Below are 22,723 nucleotides of genomic sequence, written 5' to 3' on the forward strand. Positions count from 1 at the left end.
GAAAGGCAGAACCCCGACATGACGACACCGGTCACGACCTACGACAGCCAGGAGATCTGGTTTCTCACCGGCAGCCAGGGCCTGTACGGCGACGACACCCTGGCTCAGGTGGCACAGCAGTCGCAGCGGATCAGCGAGCGACTCGGCGCGGCGGAGGAGATTCCGTTGCGGATCGTGTGGAAGCCGGTCCTCACGGACGCGGAGTCGATCCGGCGGATGTGTCAGGAGGCCACCGTCTCCGACCGTTGCGTCGGGGTGATCGTGTGGATGCACACCTTCTCCCCGGCGAAGATGTGGATCGCGGGTCTGAGCGCGCTGGACCGGCCCGTCCTGCATCTGCACACCCAGTACAACCTGTCCCTTCCCTGGTCGTCCATCGACATGGACTTCATGAACCTCAACCAGGCAGCGCACGGGGACCGCGAGTTCGCGCACATCGAGGCACGCCTGGGCATCCACCGCAAGGTGGTCGCCGGGCACGCCACGGACGCGAGGGTCGTGGGCCGCGTCGGAGCGTGGGCGCGGGCCGCGGTCGGCCGGCACGCCGCGCGCACACTGCGCCTGGCCCGCTTCGGCGACAACATGCGTGATGTCGCGGTGACCGAGGGCGACAAGGTCGAGGCACAGATGCGGTTCGGGTTCTCCGTGAACACGTACGGAGTGAACGACCTGGTCGCCGTGGTCGACGCGGTCAAGGACAAGGAGAGCGCCGAACTCGCCGCGGAGTATGTCGAGTCGTACGACATGGCTCCCGCGCTACGGCCGGGCGGCATCCGCCACGACTCCCTGCTCTACGCGGCCCGGCTGGAGCTCGGCCTGCGGGCCTTTCTCACCGAGGGCGGCTTCACCGCCTTCACCACCAACTTCGAGGACCTGGGCGGGCTGCGCCAGCTGCCCGGACTGGCCGTGCAACGGCTGATGGCCGACGGCTACGGATTCGGCGGCGAAGGCGACTGGAAGACCTCCGCCCTGCTCCGCACGATGAAGGTGATGGGGCTGGGTCAGAGCGGTGGCACCTCCTTCATGGAGGACTACACCTACCACCTCGGCCCGGGCACCCCGCGCGTCCTGGGCGCCCACATGCTGGAGGTCTGCCCGTCGATCGCCGCGTCCCGCCCGAAGTGCGAGATCCATCCGCTGTCCATCGGCAGCCGTGAGGATCCCGTCCGGCTGGTGTTCGACGCCGCTCCCGGCCCCGCCCTGGTGGTCGGCCTGTCCGACCTGGGCGAACGGTTCAGACTGACCGCCAACACCGTCGACGTCATCGCCCCCGGCCAACCGCTGCGCAGCCTGCCGGTGGCCCGTGCGGTGTGGCAGCCGCGCCCGTCCTTCGCCGAGTCGGCCGAGAGCTGGCTGATGGCCGGCGCCCCGCACCACACCGTGCTCAGCTCCGCCGTCGGCATCGAGACGCTGAGCGACTTCGCCGCCATGACCGGTGTGGAACTGCTGACCATCGACGAGCACACCACGTCCCAGCAGTTCGCCAGGGAAATCCGCTGGAACGCCGCCTACCACCGCCTCGCCCAGGCCCTGTGACCACCATGACCGCCACGACCGAAACGACCGGCACGACCGGCACAGAAGGAGCGCAGCAGCGATGACCACGACCGTCCCGGACGGCCTGCGGCAGGAGGTCCTGGAGGCCAACCTCGCCATCCCCCGAGTCGGCCTGGCGACCCTGACCTGGGGCAACGTCAGCGGTGTCGACCGGGAGGCAGGGGTGTTCGTCATCAAGCCGTCCGGAGTTCCCTATGCGGACCTCACGGTGGAGGATCTGGTGACGGTACGGCTGTCCGACGGCGAGGTCGTCGGCGGCGACCTGCGCCCCTCCACCGACACCGAGACCCATCGCTGCCTGTATCTGGCGTTCCCGTCCATCGGCGGGGTCACTCACACCCATTCCACCCACGCCGTGGCCTTCGCCCAGGCCCGCCGGGACATCCCCGTCCTGGGCACCACCCACGCGGACACCTTCAACGGCCCCGTCCCCTGCACCCCCGACCTCAGCGCGGAGCAGTGCGCGCGGGACTACGAGTACAACACCGGCCGTGTCATCGTGGACATGCTCGAAAGCGACGATCAGAAGGCCATCGAGATCCCCGCCGCCCTCGTCGCGGGCCACGGCCCGTTCACCTGGGGCCCGGACGCCCGCAGGTCGCTGGAACACGCCATCATCTGCGAGGCCGTGGCCGACATCGCCCTCCACACCCTCGCCCTGGGACCCGCGGGACCGCCGCCCCAGCACCTGCTCGACCGTCACTACACGCGCAAACACGGCCCCGACGCCTACTACGGCAATCCGGAGCCCGGGGTGACCGCGGCGGTGTGACCAGCGGCATCCTCGGCCCCCTGGGGCGGCCCCACCGACGTCCCAGGGGCGACGGGGCCGCCCCTTCCCCGCTGCCGAGTCATCGAGAGCGCGGGCGGTACAGGGGCGACGGGGCCGGCCTCTCCGGCGGGCACGCCCCACGGGGCAGCCGTGCGGTTTTCGCCGGCGTCACACATCGCGGGCAGTCGATCGGTTCGGCGCCCGGGCGCGCCTCGTGTCTCCCCACAGGGCCAGGCCTGTCAGGACGGTGGACGCGGGCCGGGACACGGCCACCCGCCCCCGACCGGAACGGGACGAGCACCGCGGGCAGCTGATTCCGGCGTGTCCGGCACCCTCCGACCCGCGCGACCCTCGCGACCGCTCAGGTGGAGTCGCGGACGACGAGGCGACAGGGAACCGTGTGCAGGCCGGGCGACGGCTTCGAGCCGATGGCGTCCAGCAGCAGCAGGGCGGCCCGGCGGCCGATCTCGGGGAGGTCCGTGTCGATCGTGGTGAGCGGCGGACGGGAGGCCAGAGCCATGATGTCCCAGTTGTCGTAGCCCACGACCGCCACCCTGCTGGGGACGTCCAGGCCGTTCTCGCGCAGGGTGTCGGCGACGCCACGGGCGATCTGGTCGTTGCCGCAGAAGAAGGCGTCCGTGTCCGGCGCGGTGCGCAGCACCGCTTCGGCCGCGCGGCGCCCCCATGCCTCGCTCCACTCCCCGAAGTGGACCCGGCCGGTGGCGAGCTCCAGCGAGGAGCGCTCGAGCAGCTCGACGGTGTGGCGGGCGCGGTCGCCGGCGGCCGCGTGGTGTGCCGGGCCGGTGATGTGCGCGATCCGGGTGCGGCCGGTGGCCAGGAGATGCTCGACGGCCAGCCGGGCTCCGCTCCGGTCGTCGGACACGACGGACATGTCGTCCGGGTCGGTGGACGGTGAGAGGGCGTAGACCGTCGGTACCGGCTCGACACCCTTCAGGGGCGGACGCGGGTCGGTCCTCCGGCCGGTCACGATGATGCCGTCCACCCGGCGGTCCATCAGATTGCGCAGATGGTGCTGCTCGCGAATGGCATCGCCACGGGTGTCGCACAGCAGCACGGAGATCTTTCCGGCTCCGAGCGCGTCCTCGGCTCCGAGGAGCACGGGAGTGCTGAAGCGGCCGATGCCGTCGGTCGTCATCAGCCCGACGGTCCAGCTACGGCCGGTGTGCAGGCTCTGCGCATGCTGATTGGGCCGGAAGTCGAGCTCCTCGACGGCGTCCAGAACCCGCTGCCGGGTCTCCGGCCGCATCCTCCCGCTGCCGTTCAGTGCCTTGGAGGCCGTCCCGACACTGACGCCGGCCAGTCTGGCGACGTCCGCGAGCTTCGCCCGCCCGGCAGGTGGAGGGCCTGGAACGACGGTCACGCGCAATCCTTTTCCTGGACGATGTCGACAGGGGGCATCCTGACACTGTTGGCGGCTGCTGGCCAGCCCCGACGAGGGGGCAGGAAATTCTTGCGCGTACCCCTTGACGCGCACTCGCCTGCCTTTCTACCTTTCCCGGCAGAAAAACGTTTTCCCTGTCGGGCCCCAGAGGCGGAGCACCGCCTGTCATCTCCAGGACGCCGCAACGCCCCCCGCGCACCGGGTCCCCGACCCCGCTTCCCACCTACCTCTTCGGAGAGCCATGCCCCGCCCACGTTCCCTCGCGCCCTCCGCCCTCTCCTCGGCCTCGCCCGAACAGGGCGGCACCTCGACGGGGCCGGTCCGCCTCGGACCGGGAGCCAAGGCCGCACTGGCCACCGCCACCGTCGAGGTGCGCGCCGGCTTCTGGAGCACCCGCCGCGAGGTGAACGCGCGTACCTCCATCCCGCAGGGCCCCGGTCTGCTGGAGAGAGCGGGGAATCTGCACAACCTGCGGGTGGTGGCGGGCGCCGCCGAGGGTGAGTTCGAGGGCGCGTACCCGTTCGTGGACTCGGACGTCTACAAATGGCTGGAGGCCGCGTCCTGGCAGCTCGCCCAGCCGGCGCACGAGGACCTCCAGGGCTCCCTCGCGGACGACGTGGAACGCATCGTCTCCCTCGTCGCCGACGCACAGCAGCCCGACGGCTACCTGAACACGTGGTTCCAGCTGCTCAAGGGGGGCGAGCGCTACCAGGACCTGCGCTGGGGCCACGAGCTGTACTGCGCCGGGCACCTGATCCAGGCCGCGGTGGCCCATCACCGGGCCACCGGACGTACCGAGCTCCTCGACGTGGCCGTGAAGTTCGCCGATCACATCGATTCCGTCTTCGGCCCACCGAGCAGCGGCAAGCCCATCGACGGCATCGACGGTCACCCCGAGGTCGAAACCGCCCTGGTCGAGCTGTACCGGGAGACCGGCGAACGCCGCTACCTGGACCTGGCCGGCTACTTCGTCGACCGTTTCGGCCACGGCCTCCTCGGCGGCGAGGCGTACTGCCAGGACCGCGTCCCGCTGCGCGAGGCGGACAACGTCGAGGGGCACGCCGTGCGCCAGCTGTACCTGCTGGCGGCCGCCGCCGACCTGGCCACCGAGACCGGGGACGCCGGACTCCGGTCGGCGGGCGAGAGACTGTGGCGGGCGATGGCCGCCACCAAGACCCATCTCACCGGCGGGCTCGGCGCCCACCACGACGAGGAGGACTTCGGCGACCCGTACGAGCTGCCCAACGAGCGTGCCTACTGCGAGACCTGCGCCGCCATCGCCTCCATCCAGTGGAGCTGGCGCATGGCCCTGCTCACCGGCGAGGCCCGCTACTCCGATCTCATCGAACGCACCCTCTACAACGGCTTCCTGGCCGGGGTGTCGCTGGACGGCGAGGGCTGGTTGTACGTCAACCCGCTCCAGGTCCGCGACGGTCACACCGACACCGGCGGGGACCAGTCGGCCCGCCGCACCCGCTGGTTCCGCTGCGCCTGCTGCCCGCCGAACGTGATGCGGCTGCTGGCCTCCCTGGAGCACTACCTCGCCTCCGGCGACGGGGACGGCCTGCAGATCCACCAGTACGTCACCGGGAGGTACTCCGCCGACGGGATCACCGTGCGCGCCGAGACCGACTACCCCTGGCAGGGCACGATCGCGTTCACCGTCGAGGAGAGCCCGACGGACCGGCCCTGGACGCTGTCGCTGCGCATCCCGCAGTGGTGCCGCGACTTCCGGGTGCGGTGCGGGGAGAAGACGTACGACTCCGCCGTGGACGACGGCTGGCTGCGCCTGGAGCGCACCTGGTCGCCGGGCGACCAGGTCGTCCTCGACCTCTCCATGGAACCGCGCCTCACCGTCGCCGACCCGCGCGTGGACGCCGTCCGCGGCTGCGTGGCCATCGAGCGCGGCCCCCTCGTCCACTGTCTGGAGGGGGTCGATCACCCCGGCGGCGGCCTCGACGACATCGTCATCGACATCACCCGCCCGCTCGCCGTGAAACACCGCCCGGACCTGCTGGGCGGTGTGACCACGGTGGTGGCGGCCGGACACCGCCGCGGTGTCGCCGCCCCGGGCTGGTGGCCGTACACCGCCGCCGACAGCGAGGCACCGGAGACAGACGGTGCCCCGGTCGAGCTCATCGCCATCCCCTACTACGCGTGGGCCAACCGCCAGGACGGCAGCATGCGCGTCTGGCTCCCCACCTCCTGAGTCCTCCGAACCCGCCGAACCACCTGTTTCCCCCGCCAACGAGCCACACCAAGACAACGAGGTCACCGTGAGAAACACCCGCCGCACCCTCATCACCGCCATCGCCGCCATCGGCGCGCTCACCTCCGTCGCCGCCTGCGGCGGCGGTTCCGACTCCTCCGCCTCCGGCTCCGGCAGCACCGGCGGGACGTACACCTTCTGGGACCCGTACCCGCAGTTCGACGCCTCCTCGGCGTGGGGCAAGCTCGTCGGCAAGTGCGGCACCGACGCCGGGGTCAAGATCAAGCGCACCGGCATGGACACCACGGACCTGGGCAACAAGGCGCTGCTGGCCGCTCAGCAGGGCAACGCCCCCGACGTGATGCTCGTGGACAACCCGGTCGTGTCCACGCTGGTGGAGGCGGGGATCCTCAACAAGACCGACGACCTCGGCCTGGACACGTCGGCCATCCAGAAGAACATCCTCGGCGCGGGCACCATCGACAACGCGGCCTACGGGGTGCCGATCGGCGCCAACACGCTCGCGCTCTACTACAACAAGAAGGTCCTGACGGCGGCCGGCGTCGACCCCGCGTCCATCAAGGACTGGGACTCGCTCACGGCGGCCCTGAAGAAGGTGAAGTCGGCCGGGAAGAAGGGCATCACCTTCTCCGCGATCAACACGGAGGAGGGCAGCTTCCAGTTCCTGCCCTGGTTCTGGGGCGCGGACGGCGACCTCACCAAGCTCAACTCGGCGAACGGTGTCGCCGCCCTGTCCCTGTGGAAGCAGTGGGTCGACGAGGGCTACGCGCCCAAGGACGTCCTGCAGAACACCCAGACCACCAGCTGGCAGGAGTTCGCCACCGGTGACTACGCGTTCAGCGAGAACGGCACCTGGCAGCTCGGCAACGCGGACAAGGCCGGATTCGAGTACGGCGTCATCAGCATCCCGGGGCGGAGCGGCGGTGCGGCGCCGGTGCCGACCGGCGGTGAGTTCGTCACCGTGCCGGTGCAGAAGGACACCTCCCGCTACGACGTCACCAAGAAGATCGTCGCCTGTCTGACCAGCTCCGCGAACCTCCTGTCCACGGACACGACCCTGGCGTACGTGGCACCCACCGCCGAGGTGCAGGCCCAGCAGGTGCAGCAGAACCCCGAGCTGAAGCCGTGGATCGGCGCGGTGGCCGCGGCGCGTGGGCGTACCAGCGGCGGTCTGGGCACCAAGTACCCGACCATCTCCCAGCCGATGTGGACCGCGGTGCAGTCCGCCCTGTCCGGTGGCCAGAGCCCGCAGGCGGCCCTCGACGCCGCTCAGAAGGCCGCGGACAAGGGCAAGAGCTGACACCCGGCCCCGCCCGCCCCTCCGAAGGAACGCCCCGCGACCGCGGGCACGCCACCGGCCCGGACCCGCCACCCGCATCCAGGAGTACGCATGACCATCGCCCGTGTCGACCGCCGCTCCCAGCGGTCCCCGGCCAGGTCCGGGGCGACCGGCACCGAACAGCGGACGGACGCGTCGGCACTGCGGCGCCGTGAGCGCCGCAGGAGCCGGCTGACCGCGCTGGCCTTCCTCGCCCCGCTGGTCGTCTACCTCGCCGCCTTCTACCTCTATCCCCTCTACCGCAACCTCGACCTGAGCCTGCGCAACTACACCGTCCGGTCGTTCGTGGCGGGCGACGCGCCGTTCTCCGGGCTCGACAACTTCAGGACCGTCCTCGACGATCCCACCTTCGGCCCGGCGATGCGCCACACCATGATCTTCACCCTGGTGTCGATCGTGTTCCAGTACGCGGCCGGGCTCGCCCTCGCCGTCTTCTTCAACCGGCACTTCCGGCTGGCCGGCACCCTGCGGGCGCTGTTCCTGATCCCCTGGCTGCTGCCGCTGATCGTGTCGGCCTCGACCTGGTCGTGGATGTTCAACAGCGAGTCCGGTGTCATCAACTACGCCCTGCACCTCGCGGGCGTGGCCCCGGTCGACTGGCTCAACTCCCCGGACTGGGCGCTGACCTCGGTCATCATCGCCAACGTCTGGATCGGTATCCCGTTCAACCTGGTCATCCTCTACAGCGGTCTGCAGAACATCCCGGCCGAGCTGTACGAGGCCGCGTCCCTGGACGGGGCCGGCGCCTGGCAGCAGTTCCGGCGCATCACCTTCCCGCTGCTGCGCCCGGTCTCCGCGATCACCCTGCTGCTCGGGCTGGTCTACACGCTGAAGGTGTTCGACCTGATCTGGATCATGACCAAGGGCGGTCCCGGAGACGCCTCCTCCACCCTCGCCACCTGGTCCTACCAGCTCGGCTTCGGCACCCTGCTGCCCAAGTTCGGCCCCGGCGCCGCCGTCGGCAACATCCTCATCCTCATCGCCCTCGTCTTCGGCCTGCTGTACATCCGCGTCCAGAGGAGGCAGGAAGCATGAAGTCCCCCAGGGGAAAGCGCCGTTACACCGTCATCGGCGTCCTGCTCACCGCCGTGATGCTGTTCCCGGTGTACTGGATGCTCAACGTGTCCCTCACCCCGCAGCAGGACATGCGCAAGAGCCCACCCGACCTGCTGCCTCTGCACCCCACCTTCGAGGGCTACCGCGCCGTCCTGAACGACCAGATGCCCTACCTCGGCACCAGCCTGCTCATCGGTCTGGGCACGGTCGTCCTCACCCTGCTCCTCGCCGCCCCGGCCGGCTTCGCGCTGGCCAAGCTCCGGCCCCTCGGCGGAGGAGTCCTCGGCCTCGCCCTGCTGGTCGCCCAGATGATCCCCGGCATCGTCATGGCGATGGGCTTCTACGGCGTCTTCCTCGACCTCGGCCTGCTCAACTCCTGGTGGGGCCTGATCATCGCGGACTCCACCATCGCCGTGCCCTTCGGCGTCATGATCTTCACCGCGTTCATGTCGGGCATCCCCGGCGAGCTGATCGCCGCCTCCCGCATCGACGGCGCGGGCACCCTGCGCACCTTCTGGTCGATCGTCCTGCCGGTGAGCCGCAACGCTCTCGTCACCGTGTCGCTCTTCAGCTTCCTGTGGGCCTGGTCCGACTTCGTCTTCGCCACCACCCTCGACGGCGGCGGCGAGCTGAGGCCGATCACCCTCGGCATCTACCACTACATCGGCAACAACAACCAGGAATGGAACGCGATCATGGCCACCGCCGTCGTCGCGTCGATCCCCGCCGCCGTGCTCCTCGTCCTCGCCCAGCGCTATGTGGCAGCAGGCGTGACCGCGGGCGCGGTCAAGGACTGAACCGCGATACCCGCCGCCCATGCGGCACTGGACGACACCGGCTCCCGGGACCATCGCCGAGATGGTCCCGGGAGCCGGTCCGTTTCCTCCTCCCGGCCCTCGGAGGGTGTCATTGACCTCGTTCATGTGTGCCATCGACAGGTTTCGTTTCCCCGACGGCCATCGGATTCCTACGGTGGCACGAACGGACGTGGTCCGGTTCGCCGTAGGTTCGCCGGGCGACCTCGGGTCCTTCTCCGAAGACGCACCATCTCCGTAACCTGATCACCGGCTGGGACGGCCGGTGACTCGTCGTTGACGAAGGCGGTTCACTTGACAACCACTCCTGACCGGTTCGCCGCTGCTCCGGTCCGCTTCCCCGACACGATCGTGTACCGCGGCTACTTCGCTCCCTCCCGGATCGAGGCCGACGTCTACGACCTGGAGGTCGAGGGCGAGATCCCGCGGGACCTGGACGGGGCGTTCCTGCGCAACGCCGCCGACGCCCAGTACCCGCCGAACCACCCCCTGGACATCTTCCTCAACGGCGACGGCATGGTGACCAAGATCCGCATCAAGGACGGTCACGCGGACCTGCAGACCCGGTTCGTGCGCACCGAGCGGTTCGTCGCCGAGCGCAAGGCCCGGCGGTCCCTGGTCGGCGCCTACCGGAACTGGTACACCGACGACCCGTCGGTCGCCGGCATCCAGGCGGACAACAACGCCAACACCGCCATCGTCTGGCACGCCGGCAAGATGCTCGCTCTCAAGGAGGCCGGTCTCCCCTACGAGCTCGACCCGCACACACTGGAGACGAAGGGGATCTACGACTTCAACGGGCAGATCACCGGGAAGACCTTCACGGCCCACCCCAAGATCGACCCCCGTACGGGGCAGATGATCGCCTTCTCGTACTTCCCCAGCGGCCGGCCGGACAACGACATCATGCTGTTCGAGATCGACCCGAAGGGTCAGGTCACCAGGACCGAGCAGTTCATCGCCCCCTACTCCTCGTCCGTACACGACTGGATCGTCACCCGCGACCATCTGATCTTCACCTTCGGGCCGTTCATCGCCGACGCCGAGCGGCTGAAGACCGAGCCGCAGTACTTCATGTGGGACCCGCGGGAACGCTCGCACATCGCGGTCATCCCCCGGGAGGAGGGCGTCGCCGGCATCAAGTGGTTCGGCGTGGACGAGGTCATCATGGAGGGCCACACCATCAACGGCTGGTCCAACGACGACGGCACCATCACCCTGGAGCACTCCGTCGCGGCCAGCGGATGGTTCTCGCAGTTCCCCAAGACGGCGACCGGCGAGGAGATCCCGGAGGCCCCGCCGTTCATGGAGCGGTGGGTCCTCGACCTCAGGCACGGCAGCGACAGCCCCGTCATGGACGGCGGCAACCAGCACACCGCCAGCCGGCTCTGGCAGTTCCCCGCCGACTTCCCCCGCATCGACCCCCGGGCCATCATGTCGAAGCACCGGCACACCTGGCTCGGCACGTTCAACCCCACGCTGGGCCCGCTGCCCGAGTTCGGGCCGATGGGGCCGCCGTTCAACAGCATCGTCCACCTGGACTCCGAGACCGGTAAGCAGACCAGCTACTACCCCGGCGAGAACTCGGCGCCCGAGGAGTCGGTGTTCGTCCCCAGGAACGACGACGCGGACGAGGGCGAGGGCTACCTCATGGCGCTGGTCAGCCGCCGGAACGAGATGCGCACCGACTTCGTCATCCTGGACGCGCAGGACGTCGGTGCCGGGCCGATCGCCACCGTCCGGATTCCCTTCCGGCTCCGCTACGGCTTCCACGGCACCTGGATCCCGGGCGCCGAACTCGAACCGAGCTGACCCGATCGTGTCATGAGCTGCGAGCCGTGCGTCGTGAGACCGGCTCGTCCTCACGCGGGCCCGAGCGGACGCCGGCGGTTCCGGAGCCGGCGTCCGCGACGGCCCCCCTCAGATCCCGTCTCGCGTGGCGTCCCGGCGCCACGCGCAACCCCGAGAGGTGCAGTCAATGACGACATGCCTCCGTATGGATCGCTCTTCGCCGGCTGTGCGCCGCGCTGACCCGGGCCGGTCGCGCCTTGGGCGCCTCAGGGGAGGCTGCCGACGATGACCGAACCGAACGCCGCGCTTCCCACCCGCAAGCCGCCGTCCGCCGTGCGCATCGCACTGAGACCAGGTCTGGTCGGTGGAATCGTCGGGGCGGTGCTGAGCGGTCTCATCAACTACGTGTTCATCGGTGTCCCGAGTGGCGCGGCACAAAACGCGGTCAACCATGCCGTGAGCGGCCTCATCAGCGGTTTCACCGCAGGGTTCTTCGGCCTGCTGGGCTACCGGCGCAAGGCGGCCGCGGCGGTGGAGAACCCACGGGAGGCTCCGGTCCGGTCGGGCCGGGTCGACGGCCCCGAGACGGTCGACCTGCCCTGACGTCCGATTCCCCCCTGTCCACGGCCCGCCACCATCTCCGGAGGAACCGCACATGTCTGTGTACGCGAACAACAAGCCCGTCCCCCGCAGCATTCTCGTCTTCGGCGCGAACGGAAAGACCGGCAGGGTACTGACCGACTTCCTGCACCGTGAGGCGCCGCAGATCGAGCTGCGGCTGGCGAGCACCAAGGCGGCCGGAGTCGACGCTCTGCGCAAGGACTTCCCGTACGCCGAGGCGGTCGAGGCGGACTACTTCGACCTTCCCTCGCTGGAGACCGCCGTGGAGGGAATGGAGGGAGTCTTCGTCATCGCCACCGGCGGCACGGACGAGAAGACCGCCATGACGAACCTCGTGTCCGCCCTCAAGAAGGCGGCCTGCGCGGTGCACGTCCTGCGCCTGCTGGGAATGCAGCCGGAGGCCAACGCACGGCGCATCCCGAAGTCCATGCGGGAAGCGGGGGTCGGCCTGCCCGTGCAGCATCCGATGGCCAAGCGGATCCTCGACGAGAGCGATCTGCCGGTGACGTATCTCAACATCGGTGCCGCCTTCACCGACAATTTCCTGTGGATGAGGGAGGGCCTGCGCCGCGAGCGCAAGCTCATCTGGAACGACCGGCTGGTTCCGTTCATCGACCGGCGGGACATCGCCGAGGTCGCGGGGCGCCTGTTCCTCTCGGACAACCACCGTCACATCGGGCAGTTCCACACGCTGAACAACGGTCATGACCTGCTCCGCCACAGCGATGTCGCCGAACTGATGACCGAGGTGTTCGGCGAGAAGATCACGCACGACGGCAGCGAGGAAGGCTTCTACGAGGCGTATCCCCCACTGAAGGCCCTCAGGCTCTGGGACTTCTTCGAGTACGAGCAGGAGAACGAGGTGGTCTGGGCCCGTAACGACTTCGTCGAGCGCACCCTCGGACGCAAGCCGATCACCGTGCGCGACTGGCTGGAGGAGAACAGGCACGCGCTCCTGGGGTGACCGGACGAGCGGAGCTGCACCTGGCAGCGCCGGGGATGTTCGGAACACTCCTGGCACCTGTCGGGTCAGCTCACGTCTGACGGCTGTCAAGAAAGTTCGTCACGTCTTTCACCAGGAGAATCCGGAAAGTGGCGCCCGAGCCGGGGGCCGAGTCGACCTCCACGCGCCCCCCGTGGGCGGCGATCAGGGAATCGACGATGGACAGGCCGAGCCCGGCGCCGCCGGTGGCACGGGTGCGGGAGGTGTCGGCACGGTAGAACCGCTCGAAGATACGGCCGCGCTGTTCCTCGGTGAGACCCGGCCCCTGGTCGGCGACCTCGAGGACGGCGTGGTCCCCGACCGTTCCGACGCCGATCCGCACGGGAGTGCCGGGCTTGGTGTGGGTGACCGCGTTGCCGACGAGGTTGCTGACGACCTGGCGCAACCGTGCCTCGTCGGCGAGGGCGGGCGCGGGTGCGGGCGGTCCGGCGCCGTCGGGCCCGGTGAGCGTGACGGTGCGGGACGGGTCCAGGGCCCGTACGTCGTGGAGCGCTTCGGCAGCGAGGGTGCGCAGGTCGGCGGGGGCCACGTCGAGGTCCGGCGGGGCACCGGGCGCCCCGGGTCCCGGCGACCGGCCCGCGGTTCTCAGCGTGTGCTCGTCCAGGCGGGCCAGCTGCAGCATGTCCTCGACGAGCCGGGCGAGCCGTTCGGACTCGCGGGCGATGCGGTCCATCGTGGCGTCGACGTCCGAGCGGTCGGGGAGCGCCCCCATGCGGTGGAGGTCGGTCAGCCCTTTGATGCCGGCGAGGGGAGTGCGCAGTTCATGGCTGGCGTCCGCGACGAACCGGCTCATCCGCGCCTCGGACTCGGCACGCGCGGCGAAGGCGGACTCCACCTGCCCGAACATGCCGTTGAGCGCCGCCGCCAGTCGGCCCAACTCGGTTCTCGGGCCCGCCAGTTCCGGCACCCTGCGCGAAAGGTCCCCAGCCGCGAAGCCGGCGGCGGTCTGCTCGATGCGGGACAGCGGACGCAACCCTGAGCGGACCGCGAACCAGCCCGCCCCGGCCAGCGCGACGAGCAGGGCGAGTCCGGTGCTCTCGTAGATCCGCCACATCCGGTCGACCGTGCCGTCCACCTTGGACATCGTCGTCGCCACCAGCACACTGCCGGACGGGGAGGCGGCCGTCGCGTTGACGCCCGGCACACGGGCAACGGTGACCTGCGGCACGGCGATCACCCGCCAGCGGGTGTCCCCGGTCCGGCTGCCCACGGTGAACGGACGGCCGCCGTGGGCGGTGACCGCGGCGCGGTCCATCCGGGGCAGCTCCGGACCTCGCGCACGGTCGGTGCGGCCGGTGCCGCCGAGGGAGTCCACACTGGTCTCGACGTCACCGGAAGCCGTGACGTACGTGATGACGGGGTTGCCGAGGACATCGGTACTGAAGTCGGCGAGCCCGGCCGGGGGTGTGCGGGTGGCGCCGCTCTCCGCCGCCGCCTGCGGCAGCAGGGCGAACACCTGTGCGGCGGCCCGGAGTTGGGCGTCGACGCGGTCCTCCATATAGCCACGCAGCGCGTTTCCGGTCACCAGGCTGAACGCCGTGAAGCCGACCGTCAGCAGGGCGACGGCCGGCAGGAGCACCCGGCTGCGCAACGATGCCCTCGCCCACACACCGGGCAGCCGGGGCCCGGTCATGATCTCGAACCCCGCAGCACGTATCCGACACCGTGCACGGTGTGGATGAGCTTGGGACCGCCGTTGTCGATCTTTCGGCGCAGATAGCTGATGTAGGTGTCGACGATGCCGGTGTCACCGTTGAAGTCGTAGTCCCACACCCGTTGACGGATCTGCGCCTTCGAGACCGTGCGCCCGGCGTTGGTCATCAGGTAGTGCAGCAGCCGGAACTCGGTGGGGGACAGTCTGAGCGGCTCCCCCGACCGGGCCGCCTGGACGCCGTCGGGGTCCAGCTCGAGATCGGCCACCCGCAGCACGGCGGTCGGGTCGCCGCTGGTGCGGCGCAGCACCGCGCGCACCCGGGCGATCAGTTCCTGGAGGTCGAACGGCTTCGTCACATAGTCGTCGCCGCCCAGCACCAGCCCCTCGATCTTGTCCTGGGTGGCGTCCCGGGCGGTGAGGAACACCACGGGGACATGTCCGGTGCGGGACACGGAGGCGGGGCGGCTCTGCCCGCGCAGCCGCCGGATCACCTCGAAGCCGTCCAGGTCGGGCAGCATCACGTCCAGCAGGACCAGATCCACCGGCGCCTCCCTGGCCCGGTCCAGCGCCTCCTGGCCCGTCCCGGCCGCGGCGACCGTGAAGCCGGCATGCCGCAGGGCCGCGCACAGCAGTTCCCGCACGGTCGGCTCGTCCTCCACGACCAGCAGGGTCACCTCGCCGACGGCCGTCCTGCCGAAGTCTCCTCCGGCACCGGGCGGCACGGCATGTCCAACGGGCTTCAACAGGGCCTCCAGGCGGCCGGGAACATCTGCGCAGGATACGGACGGGGGCTGTCTTCAGCGCGTAAGGGACGGGGTCGCTCCGGTGCGTCCGGAACGTCCGCGGGCCGCCGCCAGCAGGCTTCCGCCGAAGCCGGCCAGGGCGCCGAGGAGCAGTCCGAAAAGGATCGTTCGCAGGACGCTGCCGGTCAGCTCGGCCCGGGTGCCGCCCATCTCGCTGCCGAACATGCTGATCCCGAAGTGGCCGGATGCCGAGACCAGCCAGGCGGTCACACCGAGGAGGAGCGCCGTGACGATGCCGAACCGCTGCGCCAGGCCGATGTGGCCGGCCAGCGGACCCCGGTAGGGGTGCAGCGGAACCCGGTGGGCAGGGTGCGTGACACGGGCCGTACGGTAGGCGCAGCCGACCAGGACGAGACCGGTCACCGCGAGGGCGACCGGCCACAACGGCCAGCCGCCCACCGAGAGCGAGCCCAGGTGCTCGGTACGGTCGGTTTGCAGAGCGCCGCCCGTGGTGCCCGGATTCTGTCCCATACCGCCCAGCAGAGCCGCCAGCGGGTTGCCGCCGCTGTCGCTCCGCGCCGGATGCACCGCGGCGGTCCAGGACGATCCGACGCCCAGGGTCAGGAACACCGCGACCGCGTTCGGGGCCAGCAGCAGGGCGGCGCCGGCGGCCGTTCCGACCCGGCCGCCGGCCACCGCCCCGGCGGCCGTCAGGACCACCAGTGGTACCGCCGCCAGGACGACGACCGTACGCACGACGGTCGACGCGCTCCGCCCCCACCCGGTGCGCAGCCCGTCCAGCGCCCCGCCCAGCGGCAGGCGTGCCCGTCGGCTGACGAGGAGTCCCAGACCGAGGACGACGGCCACCCACAGCACCCCGCCGAAGCCGGTCGACCCCACGCCCACGTGGTACGCCACGGTCGGCTCGGTCCCTGATCCGCCGCCCAGCAACTCGCCCAGGCCACCGCCGCCGAACCCCTGCGCGGAGCCGGCATCGCCCATCCCGCCCATCCCGCTCGTCGCGGACTCCGGCATGGTGGCCGACCCCTTGGCGAGTCCGGCCACGATCAGGAGGGTGCTGCATGCCGCGGTCGCCGCTCCCGCCGCCCGGACGGCCAGTTCACCGGAGGTGAGGGATCGCCGCTCCCCCTGCCGCAGCCGCCGGGAGAAGGCGAACCACAGCACGACGGAGCCGACGAGCGTCACGCCGAGCGGCACGACATCGGCCGCACCGCTCATCGACGGGCTCAGGCCGCCCCCGCCACCGAAGAGGGAGGCCAGGCCGCCCATCGAACCGGTGTCCCCGGAGGCGTCGGAACCCGCGGTGACCGAGCCTCCGACAGCCATGGACGTCAGGGCCATGGTCAGTGACCAGACCGACCCGAGGGAGCCGGCGTCGAGGAGGAGCAGCGCGAGCGCGCACACGACGGCCATGGCGACCAGCGCGCACAGCGCGGCCGCCGCGCCTTCCAGGGCGTTCCGCCACGGGCCGATCCGGACGGGCTCGGTGCGGCGTGGGGGCCGGGACGTGGTCCGGGCCCGGGGGTGGTTCGTGGTGGCAGTCATACAGGCGACTCCGCTTGACTCGTACGGGGCGCGCGGCGCCGGGAGGGGAGCCTTCCGGCGTCGCGCCTGCGGGACCCGCACACAGTGGCGGTCGCGTGGAGGACTTTCGCGAGAGGTTCTGGGAGAGTTCTGAGAGGCGGGCCAGGAACGGCGCAGGTCACCGGCTGTGCAGGAGCGGGACTCCGGCCGGGTTCTCAGAAAGTTCCCAGAACCGCGGCCCTCACCATCGACTGCGACTGCGACTGCGACCGCGACCGGCCTCGCCGGAGTCGGCCCGGGTCATCCCAGAGGATGACCGGCGGAGCCGGTGCGGCGGTACCCCGGTACCACCCGCCCATCGAAGTGTCCCCTGTGGTCCCACGGAGCCGACCGCTGTCGCTCGTAACGTCGAACACACGCAGTCCGGCCCGCATCAGCGGCAGGGGCAGAGGCGAGAGAAGGACCCCATCCCATGATCGAAACGCGTGAGCTGACCAAGCGGTACGGCGACAAGACCGTCGTCGACAACTTGAGCTTCACCGTCAAGCCGGGTGAGGTGACCGGCTTCCTGGGGCCCAACGGCGCGGGCAAGTCCACGACCATGCGCATGATCGTCGGACTGGACTCCCCCACCGCGGGTTCGGTCACCGTCAACGGACGCGCCTACGCCAGGCACAGCGCGCCGTTGCAGGAGATCGGCACCCTGCTGGAGGCCAAGTCCGTCCACCCCGGCCGGACCGCGGTCAACCACCTCATGGCCCTCGCGTACACCCATGGCATCCCGCGGCGCCGGGTGGACGAGGTCATCGAACTGGCCGGACTGACGAGCGTGGCCGGCAAGCGGGTGGGCGCCTTCTCGCTCGGTATGGGCCAGCGGCTGGGCATCGCCGCCGCGCTGCTCGGCGACCCGGCGATCGTCATGCTCGACGAACCGGTCAACGGCCTCGACCCCGAGGGTGTGCTGTGGGTGCGCAACCTGCTGCGCTCCCTGGCCGACGAGGGCCGGGCCGTGATGCTGTCCTCGCATCTGATGAGCGAGACCGCGCTGATCGCCGACCACCTCGTCATCATCGGGCGCGGCAGGCTGCTCGCCGACACCACCGTCGACGACTTCACCCAGGAGGCCGGTGGCGGAGGTGTGCGGGTCGTCACCGGTGACGCCACCAGGTTGCGCGCGCTGCTGGCCGGGCCGGACGTCACGATCAGTTCCTCCTCCGCCGAGGAGCTGCTGGTCTCCGGGCGCGAGGCTCGCGAGATCGGGACGATCGCCGCCCAGCACGGGGTGGCGCTGTACGAACTGACCCCGCAGGCCGTCTCGTTGGAGGAGGCGTTCATGCAACTCACCCACGACGCCGTCGAGTACCACAGTGCTCCGGCCGAGACCACCCGAAAGGCCGCCTGATGACCACCACCACGCCTGCCGCGGTCCCCGAATTCCAGGCCCCCGCCAAGACCTCCTACAAGGTGACCGGGCTGCGGGTGCTGCGCTCGGAGTGGGCCAAGTTCTGGTCCCTGCGCTCCAGTTGGATCACCCTCGCCGTCGCGGTCGTGCTGCTCGTCGCACTCGGCGCCATCGCCTCCGCGACGTACAGCCCCGACGCCGTCGTCCCGCAGAACGGCCCGGGCTCCGGCACCCAGGACGCGGTCAGCCTCGCCCTGCTCGGCGTGACCTTCGCGTCCCTGGCCGTGGGTGTGCTCGGGGTGCTGCTGTCCGCCGGCGAGTACTCCACGGGCATGATCCGCTCCACCCTCGCCGCCGTACCCCGGCGCCTGCCCGTCCTGTGGTCCAAGGCCGCCGTGATCGGCCCCATCGCCCTGGTCCTCACGACCATCGGCGCGCTGGCCGCGTTCCAGTTGGGCACCCTCGGCCTGGACGGCGAGAAGATCGCGCTCTCCCTGAGCGACGACGGCGTGCTGCGCAGCCTGGTCGGCGCCGGTGTCTACCTCGGTCTGGTGGCCGTGTTCGGCGTGGCTCTGGGAGTCCTGCTGCGCTCCTCCGCCGGGGCCATCGCGGTCCTGGTCGGCGTTCTGCTCATCCTCCCCGGTCTGGCCCAGCTGCTGCCCGACTCCGTGTACGACAACATCAACCCCTACTTCCCCAGCAACGCCGGCTCCGCGATCTACGCCCTGCACCAGTCCTCCGACGCCCTCTCGCCGGGGGCGGGCCTGGCGGTCTTCGCCGGCTGGGTGGCCCTCACGCTCGCCGGGGCGGCCTTCCGCCTGGTCCGCGACGACGCCTGAGAGCGCACACCACGACGATGGAGACCATGAGCCCACCCTGCGCGGCAGGCTCCGCAGAACCTGCCCGGGGGACGGCGTCCGAGCCGTCCCCCGGGCTGGACGCGGACTGGGCACACCCGTTGCTCGGCCGGATGGTGCGGGGCCAGAACCACCGGCGCGAACTGGACCGACGGCATCCGTGGGTGCGCGACACCGCGGTCGTGCTCGTCGTCGCCCTGGTCAGCCTGCCCGACCTCCTGTCCCACGCGAGTCACGGACCGTTCGGGGAGGCGGGCAACCGGCATCTGCCGACCGCGGTCCTGTTCCTCTTCGCCGCGGGACAGATCCTGCCGCTGTGGTGGCGCCGCAGGGCACCGGCCGTCACCTACTTCGTGATCGCGGCGGTGGCGCTCGTCCAGTGGTCGCTGGACGTCTGGCAGCAGGCCGGCATCAGCGCCCTCGTCGCCCTCTACGGCCTGGCCCTTCGCGGCTCCCTGCGGGCCCTGAAGTGGGCGGGCGCTCTGACGGTGGCCCAACTCGCCCTGGCGGTCTGCCTTCTGTCGCCGCTCGAACATCCGCTGCTCGGTCTGTTCTTCCTGCTGGGAACGGCCTGCGCCGCGATCGCCACCGGTCTGACGCTCCGTATCCGCCGCCTCTACCTGGCGGCGCTGGAAGACCGCGCGACCCGCCTGGAGATCGAACGCGACCAGCGGGTCCGGCTCACGGCGGCCGCCGAGCGCTCCCGGGTCGCCCGCGAGATGCACGACATCATCGGTCACAACCTCTCGGTCATGGTCAGCGTCGCCGACGGCGCGGCCACCCTCGCGGCCCACAACGGGGAGAAGTCCGCCGAGGCCCTGCGCATCCTCGGCGACACCGGCCGTCAGGCCATGAGCGAGCTCCGCCGCGTCCTGGGCGTCCTGCGCGAGGACAAGGACGAGGAGCGGATGCTCAGCCCGCAACCCGGCGTCCGGGACCTCGACTCCCTCATGGAGCGGGTCCGCGCGGCCGGCCTCGCGGTGCGGTACCGGACGACGGGCGATCTCAGCCCGCTGGGCGACGGCGTACAGCTCACCGTCTACCGCATCGTCCAGGAAGCTCTGACGAACTCGCTCAGACACGCGGGGACCGGTACCTCCGCCGAGGTCGTGATCAGCGCCGAGTCCGGCACGGTGCGGATCCGGATCACCGACACCGGCACACCCCCGGGAGCGCCCGAGCCGACGAGGTCCCCCGCACAGGACGGCGAGCAGGGACACGGACTGGTCGGCATCCGTCAACGAGCGGCCATGTACGGCGGCACCGTCACCATCGGACCGCTCGTCACCGGCCACGGCTGGCTCGTGGACGTGGCGCTCGACGTACCCCCGGGAGAGCAGACGCGATGACCACCGTGCTGATCGTCGACGACCAGCCCCTGCAGCGCATGGGTGTCCGCATGCTCATCGAGGGCACCCCCGGTCTGGAGGCCGTCGGTGAGGCCGCGCACGGCGCCGAGGCGGTCCGCCTGGCCGCCGAGCTCCGCCCCGACGTGGTCCTCATGGACATCCGGATGCCCGGCATGGACGGCATCGAGGCCACCCGGCGCATCACCGCCACCGGCGCACGCACCCGCATCCTCATCGTGACCACCTTCGACCTCGACGAGTACGCCTACGAAGGCCTGCGGGCCGGAGCCAGCGGATTCCTCCTCAAGGACGCGCGTCCGGAGGAACTCGTCGTGGGCATCCACGCGGTCGCCACCGGCGACGCCGTGGTGGCCCCCCGTCTCACTCGCCGCCTGCTGGACGCCTACACCCACCGGGCCCTCGCACCGTCCGGCGGCCCCGCCCCCGAGGACCCGCGCCTGCGCGCCCTGACGGACCGCGAACGCGAAGTGCTCGTCGCCATCGGCCAGGGCTGGACCAACACCGAGATCGCCGAACGCCTCGTCCTCACCGAGTCCACCGTCAAGAAACACGTCGGACGCGTCCTCGCCAAGATCGGCGCCCGCGACCGCATCCAGGCCGTGATCACGGCGTACGACGCCGGCCTGGTCAGGGCGAGGTCGTAGCCCCCGGCCCGACGCCCGTTCCCTTTGTTCTTCTTGTTCTTCACCTCAGGAGCACGTTGTGAACGACCCGACCCCGGCGGAGGCGCCGAAGGAGCCGGACTCCTTCAGCATTCCGCACAACTTCGGCCTCATCTTCTCCGCCCTCATGGCCGCCATGCTGCTCTCCTCCCTGGACCAGACGATCGTCAGCACCGCGCTGCCGACCGTCGTCGGAGAACTGCACGGTGTGAACCACATGGCCTGGGTGACCACCGCGTACATCCTCGCGGCCACCATCGCCATGCCCGTCTACGGCCGTCTCGGCGACCTGATCGGCCGCAAGGCCCTGTTCCTCGCCGGCATCGGCGTCTTCCTCGCCGGTTCCGTGGTGGCGGGCTCGGCCCAGGACATGACGATGCTGATCGTCGGCCGTGCCATCCAGGGGCTCGGCGGCGGCGGGCTGATGATCACCTCGCAGGCCATCATCGCCGACCTGGTGCCGCCCCGGCAGCGCGCGAAGTACATGGCGCCCATCGGCGCCGTCTTCGGTCTCTCCTCGGTCGCCGGGCCGCTGCTCGGGGGCTGGTTCACCGACAGCGTCGGCTGGCGCTGGGCCTTCTGGATCAACCTCCCGATCGGCGCGCTGGCCCTGGCGGTGGGCGCGTTCGCGCTGCGGCTGCCGCGCCGGGCCGTCAAGGTGGCCTTCGACTACACCGGCTTCGCGCTCATGGCGTCGGCCGTGGCCTGCACGGTGCTGGTCGCCGAGTGGGGCGGTACCGACTACGGCTGGTCGAGCCCGGTCATCCTCGGCATGATCGCCGGCGGTGTGCTGGCCTGGGTGCTGTTCTTCCTCTCCCAGCGGCGCGCCCCGGAGCCGATCATCCCCCTGTGGCTGTTCCACAGCAGGATCTTCAACACCGCCACCCTCATCGGGCTCCTGGTCATCGGCATCGGCATGTTCGCGATCATCGGCTACCTGCCGACGTATCTGCAGATGGTCTACGGCGTCAGCGCCACCGAGTCCGGTCTCCTGCTCATCCCCATGGTGGTCGGCATCATGGCGACCGCCATCCCGTCCGGCCGACTGATGAGCAGCACCGGGCGCTACAAGCCCCTCCCGATCGCCGGCACCGTCGCCGTGGCCACGGCCGCGCTCCTGATGTCCACCCTCGACACGGAGACCTCGCTCGTCCTGGTCTGTGTCTACGTGTTCGTCCTGGGCGCCGGCCTCGGTCTGACGATGCAGCCGCTGGTCCTGGCCGTGCAGAACGACTTTCCCCCCTCCGACGTGGGCACCGCGACCTCCGCCAACAACTTCTTCCGCGAGATCGGCGCGACGCTCGGCACCGCGGCTGTCGGCTCGGTGTTCACCCACCGCCTCACCGAGCAGCTCGCCGCACGGCTGCCCGCCGATGCCACGGGCGCGGTGGGCGACGCCCACTCGCTCACCCCGGCCCTGGTCCACTCGCTCCCCCAGAGGATCCAGGACGCGGTGATCCTGTCCTACCAGCACGCTCTGACGCCCGTGTTCCGCTACCTGGCCCCGGTGTTCGCCCTCGGCCTCGTGCTCGCCCTGCTCCTCCCCGACAAGCAACTCGCCGACGGCAGCGATCCCGCTCCGGAGGACGCGCTGACGCCCCCCGGGGAGACGGGACCGGAGAGCACCGGCAGGGCGGCCCTGACGGGCAGCTGACCGAGCGTCCCACGGAGAGGGCGGGGGCGGGCCCGGATGGGGTACGTCCCCGCCCTCTCGGGCGCTGTGCCGGTCCGGTACGACGAGGTGTGGTCGCGGCTGACGGCCGGGTTCACTCCCGCGGTTGGCGCCCCGTCGCGAGAAGCCCGCTGACCACGAGTTCGGCGAGCCGGTCCGCCCTCGCGGTGAGCCCGTGCGGCGCGGCACGGGTCTGCCACGACGCTCCGTCCGAGGAGCGCGCTCCCGGCAC

The 22,723-nt window shown here is 70.7% G+C and carries 18 protein-coding genes; 14 read left to right on the top strand and 4 right to left on the bottom strand.

Annotation, left to right across the window (positions count from 1 at the left end):
- Window positions 1-18: 18 nt before the first annotated feature.
- Together araA and araD are read left to right on the top strand one after the other, a co-directional pair.
- On the top strand, window positions 19-1,536 hold the full coding sequence (gene araA / locus ACYQ8Q_RS05780; protein WP_460062539.1) for an L-arabinose isomerase: 1,518 nt from the start codon (window positions 19-21) through the stop codon (window positions 1,534-1,536).
- A gap of 61 nt (window positions 1,537-1,597) precedes the next feature.
- A complete protein-coding gene (gene araD, locus ACYQ8Q_RS05785; protein ID WP_460062540.1) occupies window positions 1,598-2,329 on the top strand; it encodes an L-ribulose-5-phosphate 4-epimerase AraD in 732 nt (243 codons plus the stop codon).
- A 361-nt stretch (window positions 2,330-2,690) separates the two neighbouring features.
- On the opposite strand, the gene ACYQ8Q_RS05790 is transcribed toward araD, so the two are convergent.
- Complete coding sequence (locus tag ACYQ8Q_RS05790) at window positions 2,691-3,710, bottom strand: LacI family DNA-binding transcriptional regulator (RefSeq protein ID WP_460062541.1); 1,020 nt, start codon at window positions 3,708-3,710, stop codon at window positions 2,691-2,693.
- A 262-nt stretch (window positions 3,711-3,972) separates the two neighbouring features.
- On the opposite strand from ACYQ8Q_RS05790, the gene ACYQ8Q_RS05795 reads away from it, so the two are divergent.
- The 7 genes from ACYQ8Q_RS05795 to ACYQ8Q_RS05825 all read left to right on the top strand — a co-directional run bounded on the left by ACYQ8Q_RS05795 (window position 3,973) and on the right by ACYQ8Q_RS05825 (window position 12,547).
- Window positions 3,973-5,940 (top strand): glycoside hydrolase family 127 protein, encoded by a 1,968-nt coding sequence (locus ACYQ8Q_RS05795; protein WP_460062542.1) that lies wholly within the window; start codon window positions 3,973-3,975, stop codon window positions 5,938-5,940.
- Window positions 5,941-6,007: 67 nt separating this feature from the next.
- A complete protein-coding gene (locus ACYQ8Q_RS05800; RefSeq protein ID WP_460062543.1) occupies window positions 6,008-7,261 on the top strand; it encodes a sugar ABC transporter substrate-binding protein in 1,254 nt (417 codons plus the stop codon).
- A 90-nt stretch (window positions 7,262-7,351) separates the two neighbouring features.
- Entirely contained in the window at window positions 7,352-8,335 is a 984-nt protein-coding gene (locus tag ACYQ8Q_RS05805; protein ID WP_460062545.1) for a carbohydrate ABC transporter permease, read from the top strand.
- Window positions 8,332-9,153 carry a carbohydrate ABC transporter permease gene (locus ACYQ8Q_RS05810; protein WP_460062546.1) on the top strand — a complete coding sequence of 274 codons (822 nt, stop codon included), beginning with the start codon at window positions 8,332-8,334 and terminating at the stop codon, window positions 9,151-9,153. Before ACYQ8Q_RS05805 ends, ACYQ8Q_RS05810 begins: the two co-directional genes overlap by 4 nt.
- 312 nt (window positions 9,154-9,465) lie before the next feature.
- Entirely contained in the window at window positions 9,466-10,983 is a 1,518-nt protein-coding gene (locus ACYQ8Q_RS05815; RefSeq protein ID WP_460062547.1) for a carotenoid oxygenase family protein, read from the top strand.
- A gap of 264 nt (window positions 10,984-11,247) precedes the next feature.
- Window positions 11,248-11,565, top strand: a complete 318-nt coding sequence (locus tag ACYQ8Q_RS05820) for a hypothetical protein (RefSeq protein WP_460062549.1) — start codon at window positions 11,248-11,250, stop codon at window positions 11,563-11,565.
- A gap of 52 nt (window positions 11,566-11,617) precedes the next feature.
- Window positions 11,618-12,547 (top strand): NAD(P)H-binding protein, encoded by a 930-nt coding sequence (locus ACYQ8Q_RS05825; RefSeq protein WP_460062550.1) that lies wholly within the window; start codon window positions 11,618-11,620, stop codon window positions 12,545-12,547.
- 70 nt (window positions 12,548-12,617) lie between these two features.
- Here the strand turns inward: ACYQ8Q_RS05825 and ACYQ8Q_RS05830 are convergent, their stop codons facing one another.
- The 3 genes from ACYQ8Q_RS05830 to ACYQ8Q_RS05840 form a co-directional block, all read right to left on the bottom strand.
- Window positions 12,618-14,219: a sensor histidine kinase gene (locus ACYQ8Q_RS05830; RefSeq protein WP_460062551.1), complete on the bottom strand. Its 1,602-nt coding sequence runs from the start codon at window positions 14,217-14,219 to the stop codon at window positions 12,618-12,620.
- On the bottom strand, window positions 14,216-14,962 hold the full coding sequence (locus tag ACYQ8Q_RS05835; protein WP_460073185.1) for a response regulator transcription factor: 747 nt from the start codon (window positions 14,960-14,962) through the stop codon (window positions 14,216-14,218). Before ACYQ8Q_RS05835 ends, ACYQ8Q_RS05830 begins: the two co-directional genes overlap by 4 nt.
- Window positions 14,963-15,037: 75 nt before the next feature.
- Window positions 15,038-16,549: a streptophobe family protein gene (locus ACYQ8Q_RS05840; protein WP_460062552.1), complete on the bottom strand. Its 1,512-nt coding sequence runs from the start codon at window positions 16,547-16,549 to the stop codon at window positions 15,038-15,040.
- 451 nt (window positions 16,550-17,000) lie between these two features.
- Here ACYQ8Q_RS05840 and ACYQ8Q_RS05845 point away from each other — a divergent pair, with 451 nt between their 5' ends.
- Genes ACYQ8Q_RS05845 through ACYQ8Q_RS05865 form a run of 5 tightly spaced genes read left to right on the top strand, consistent with a single transcriptional unit; the run spans window position 17,001 to window position 22,473 of the window.
- A complete protein-coding gene (locus tag ACYQ8Q_RS05845) occupies window positions 17,001-17,930 on the top strand; it encodes an ABC transporter ATP-binding protein (protein WP_460062554.1) in 930 nt (309 codons plus the stop codon).
- Window positions 17,930-18,769, top strand: a complete 840-nt coding sequence (locus ACYQ8Q_RS05850) for an ABC transporter permease (RefSeq protein ID WP_460062555.1) — start codon at window positions 17,930-17,932, stop codon at window positions 18,767-18,769. Before ACYQ8Q_RS05845 ends, ACYQ8Q_RS05850 begins: the two co-directional genes overlap by 1 nt.
- 26 nt (window positions 18,770-18,795) lie before the next feature.
- Window positions 18,796-20,136: a sensor histidine kinase gene (locus tag ACYQ8Q_RS05855; protein ID WP_460062556.1), complete on the top strand. Its 1,341-nt coding sequence runs from the start codon at window positions 18,796-18,798 to the stop codon at window positions 20,134-20,136.
- Window positions 20,133-20,801, top strand: coding sequence for a response regulator (locus ACYQ8Q_RS05860; protein ID WP_460062557.1), 669 nt, complete (start codon window positions 20,133-20,135; stop codon window positions 20,799-20,801). Before ACYQ8Q_RS05855 ends, ACYQ8Q_RS05860 begins: the two co-directional genes overlap by 4 nt.
- Window positions 20,802-20,859: 58 nt before the next feature.
- Window positions 20,860-22,473 (top strand): MDR family MFS transporter, encoded by a 1,614-nt coding sequence (locus ACYQ8Q_RS05865; protein ID WP_460062558.1) that lies wholly within the window; start codon window positions 20,860-20,862, stop codon window positions 22,471-22,473.
- Window positions 22,474-22,723 lie beyond the last annotated feature (250 nt).

The sequence above is a fragment of the Streptomyces sp. YKOK-I1 genome (assembly GCF_054660435.1).

What these genes read in the sequence shown, in the direction of transcription:
- ACYQ8Q_RS05805 (WP_460062545.1), top strand. Translation starts at nt 7,352, where the DNA reads ATGACCATCGCCCGTGTCGACCGCCGCTCCCAGCGGTCCCCGGCCAGG.
- ACYQ8Q_RS05845 (WP_460062554.1), top strand. Translation starts at nt 17,001, where the DNA reads ATGATCGAAACGCGTGAGCTGACCAAGCGGTACGGCGACAAGACCGTC.
- ACYQ8Q_RS05820 (WP_460062549.1), top strand. Translation starts at nt 11,248, where the DNA reads ATGACCGAACCGAACGCCGCGCTTCCCACCCGCAAGCCGCCGTCCGCC.
- ACYQ8Q_RS05840 (WP_460062552.1), bottom strand. Translation starts at nt 16,549, where the DNA reads ATGACTGCCACCACGAACCACCCCCGGGCCCGGACCACGTCCCGGCCC.
- ACYQ8Q_RS05825 (WP_460062550.1), top strand. Translation starts at nt 11,618, where the DNA reads ATGTCTGTGTACGCGAACAACAAGCCCGTCCCCCGCAGCATTCTCGTC.
- ACYQ8Q_RS05810 (WP_460062546.1), top strand. Translation starts at nt 8,332, where the DNA reads ATGAAGTCCCCCAGGGGAAAGCGCCGTTACACCGTCATCGGCGTCCTG.
- ACYQ8Q_RS05860 (WP_460062557.1), top strand. Translation starts at nt 20,133, where the DNA reads ATGACCACCGTGCTGATCGTCGACGACCAGCCCCTGCAGCGCATGGGT.
- araD (WP_460062540.1), top strand. Translation starts at nt 1,598, where the DNA reads ATGACCACGACCGTCCCGGACGGCCTGCGGCAGGAGGTCCTGGAGGCC.
- ACYQ8Q_RS05855 (WP_460062556.1), top strand. Translation starts at nt 18,796, where the DNA reads ATGAGCCCACCCTGCGCGGCAGGCTCCGCAGAACCTGCCCGGGGGACG.
- ACYQ8Q_RS05830 (WP_460062551.1), bottom strand. Translation starts at nt 14,219, where the DNA reads ATGACCGGGCCCCGGCTGCCCGGTGTGTGGGCGAGGGCATCGTTGCGC.
- araA (WP_460062539.1), top strand. Translation starts at nt 19, where the DNA reads ATGACGACACCGGTCACGACCTACGACAGCCAGGAGATCTGGTTTCTC.
- ACYQ8Q_RS05850 (WP_460062555.1), top strand. Translation starts at nt 17,930, where the DNA reads ATGACCACCACCACGCCTGCCGCGGTCCCCGAATTCCAGGCCCCCGCC.
- ACYQ8Q_RS05795 (WP_460062542.1), top strand. Translation starts at nt 3,973, where the DNA reads ATGCCCCGCCCACGTTCCCTCGCGCCCTCCGCCCTCTCCTCGGCCTCG.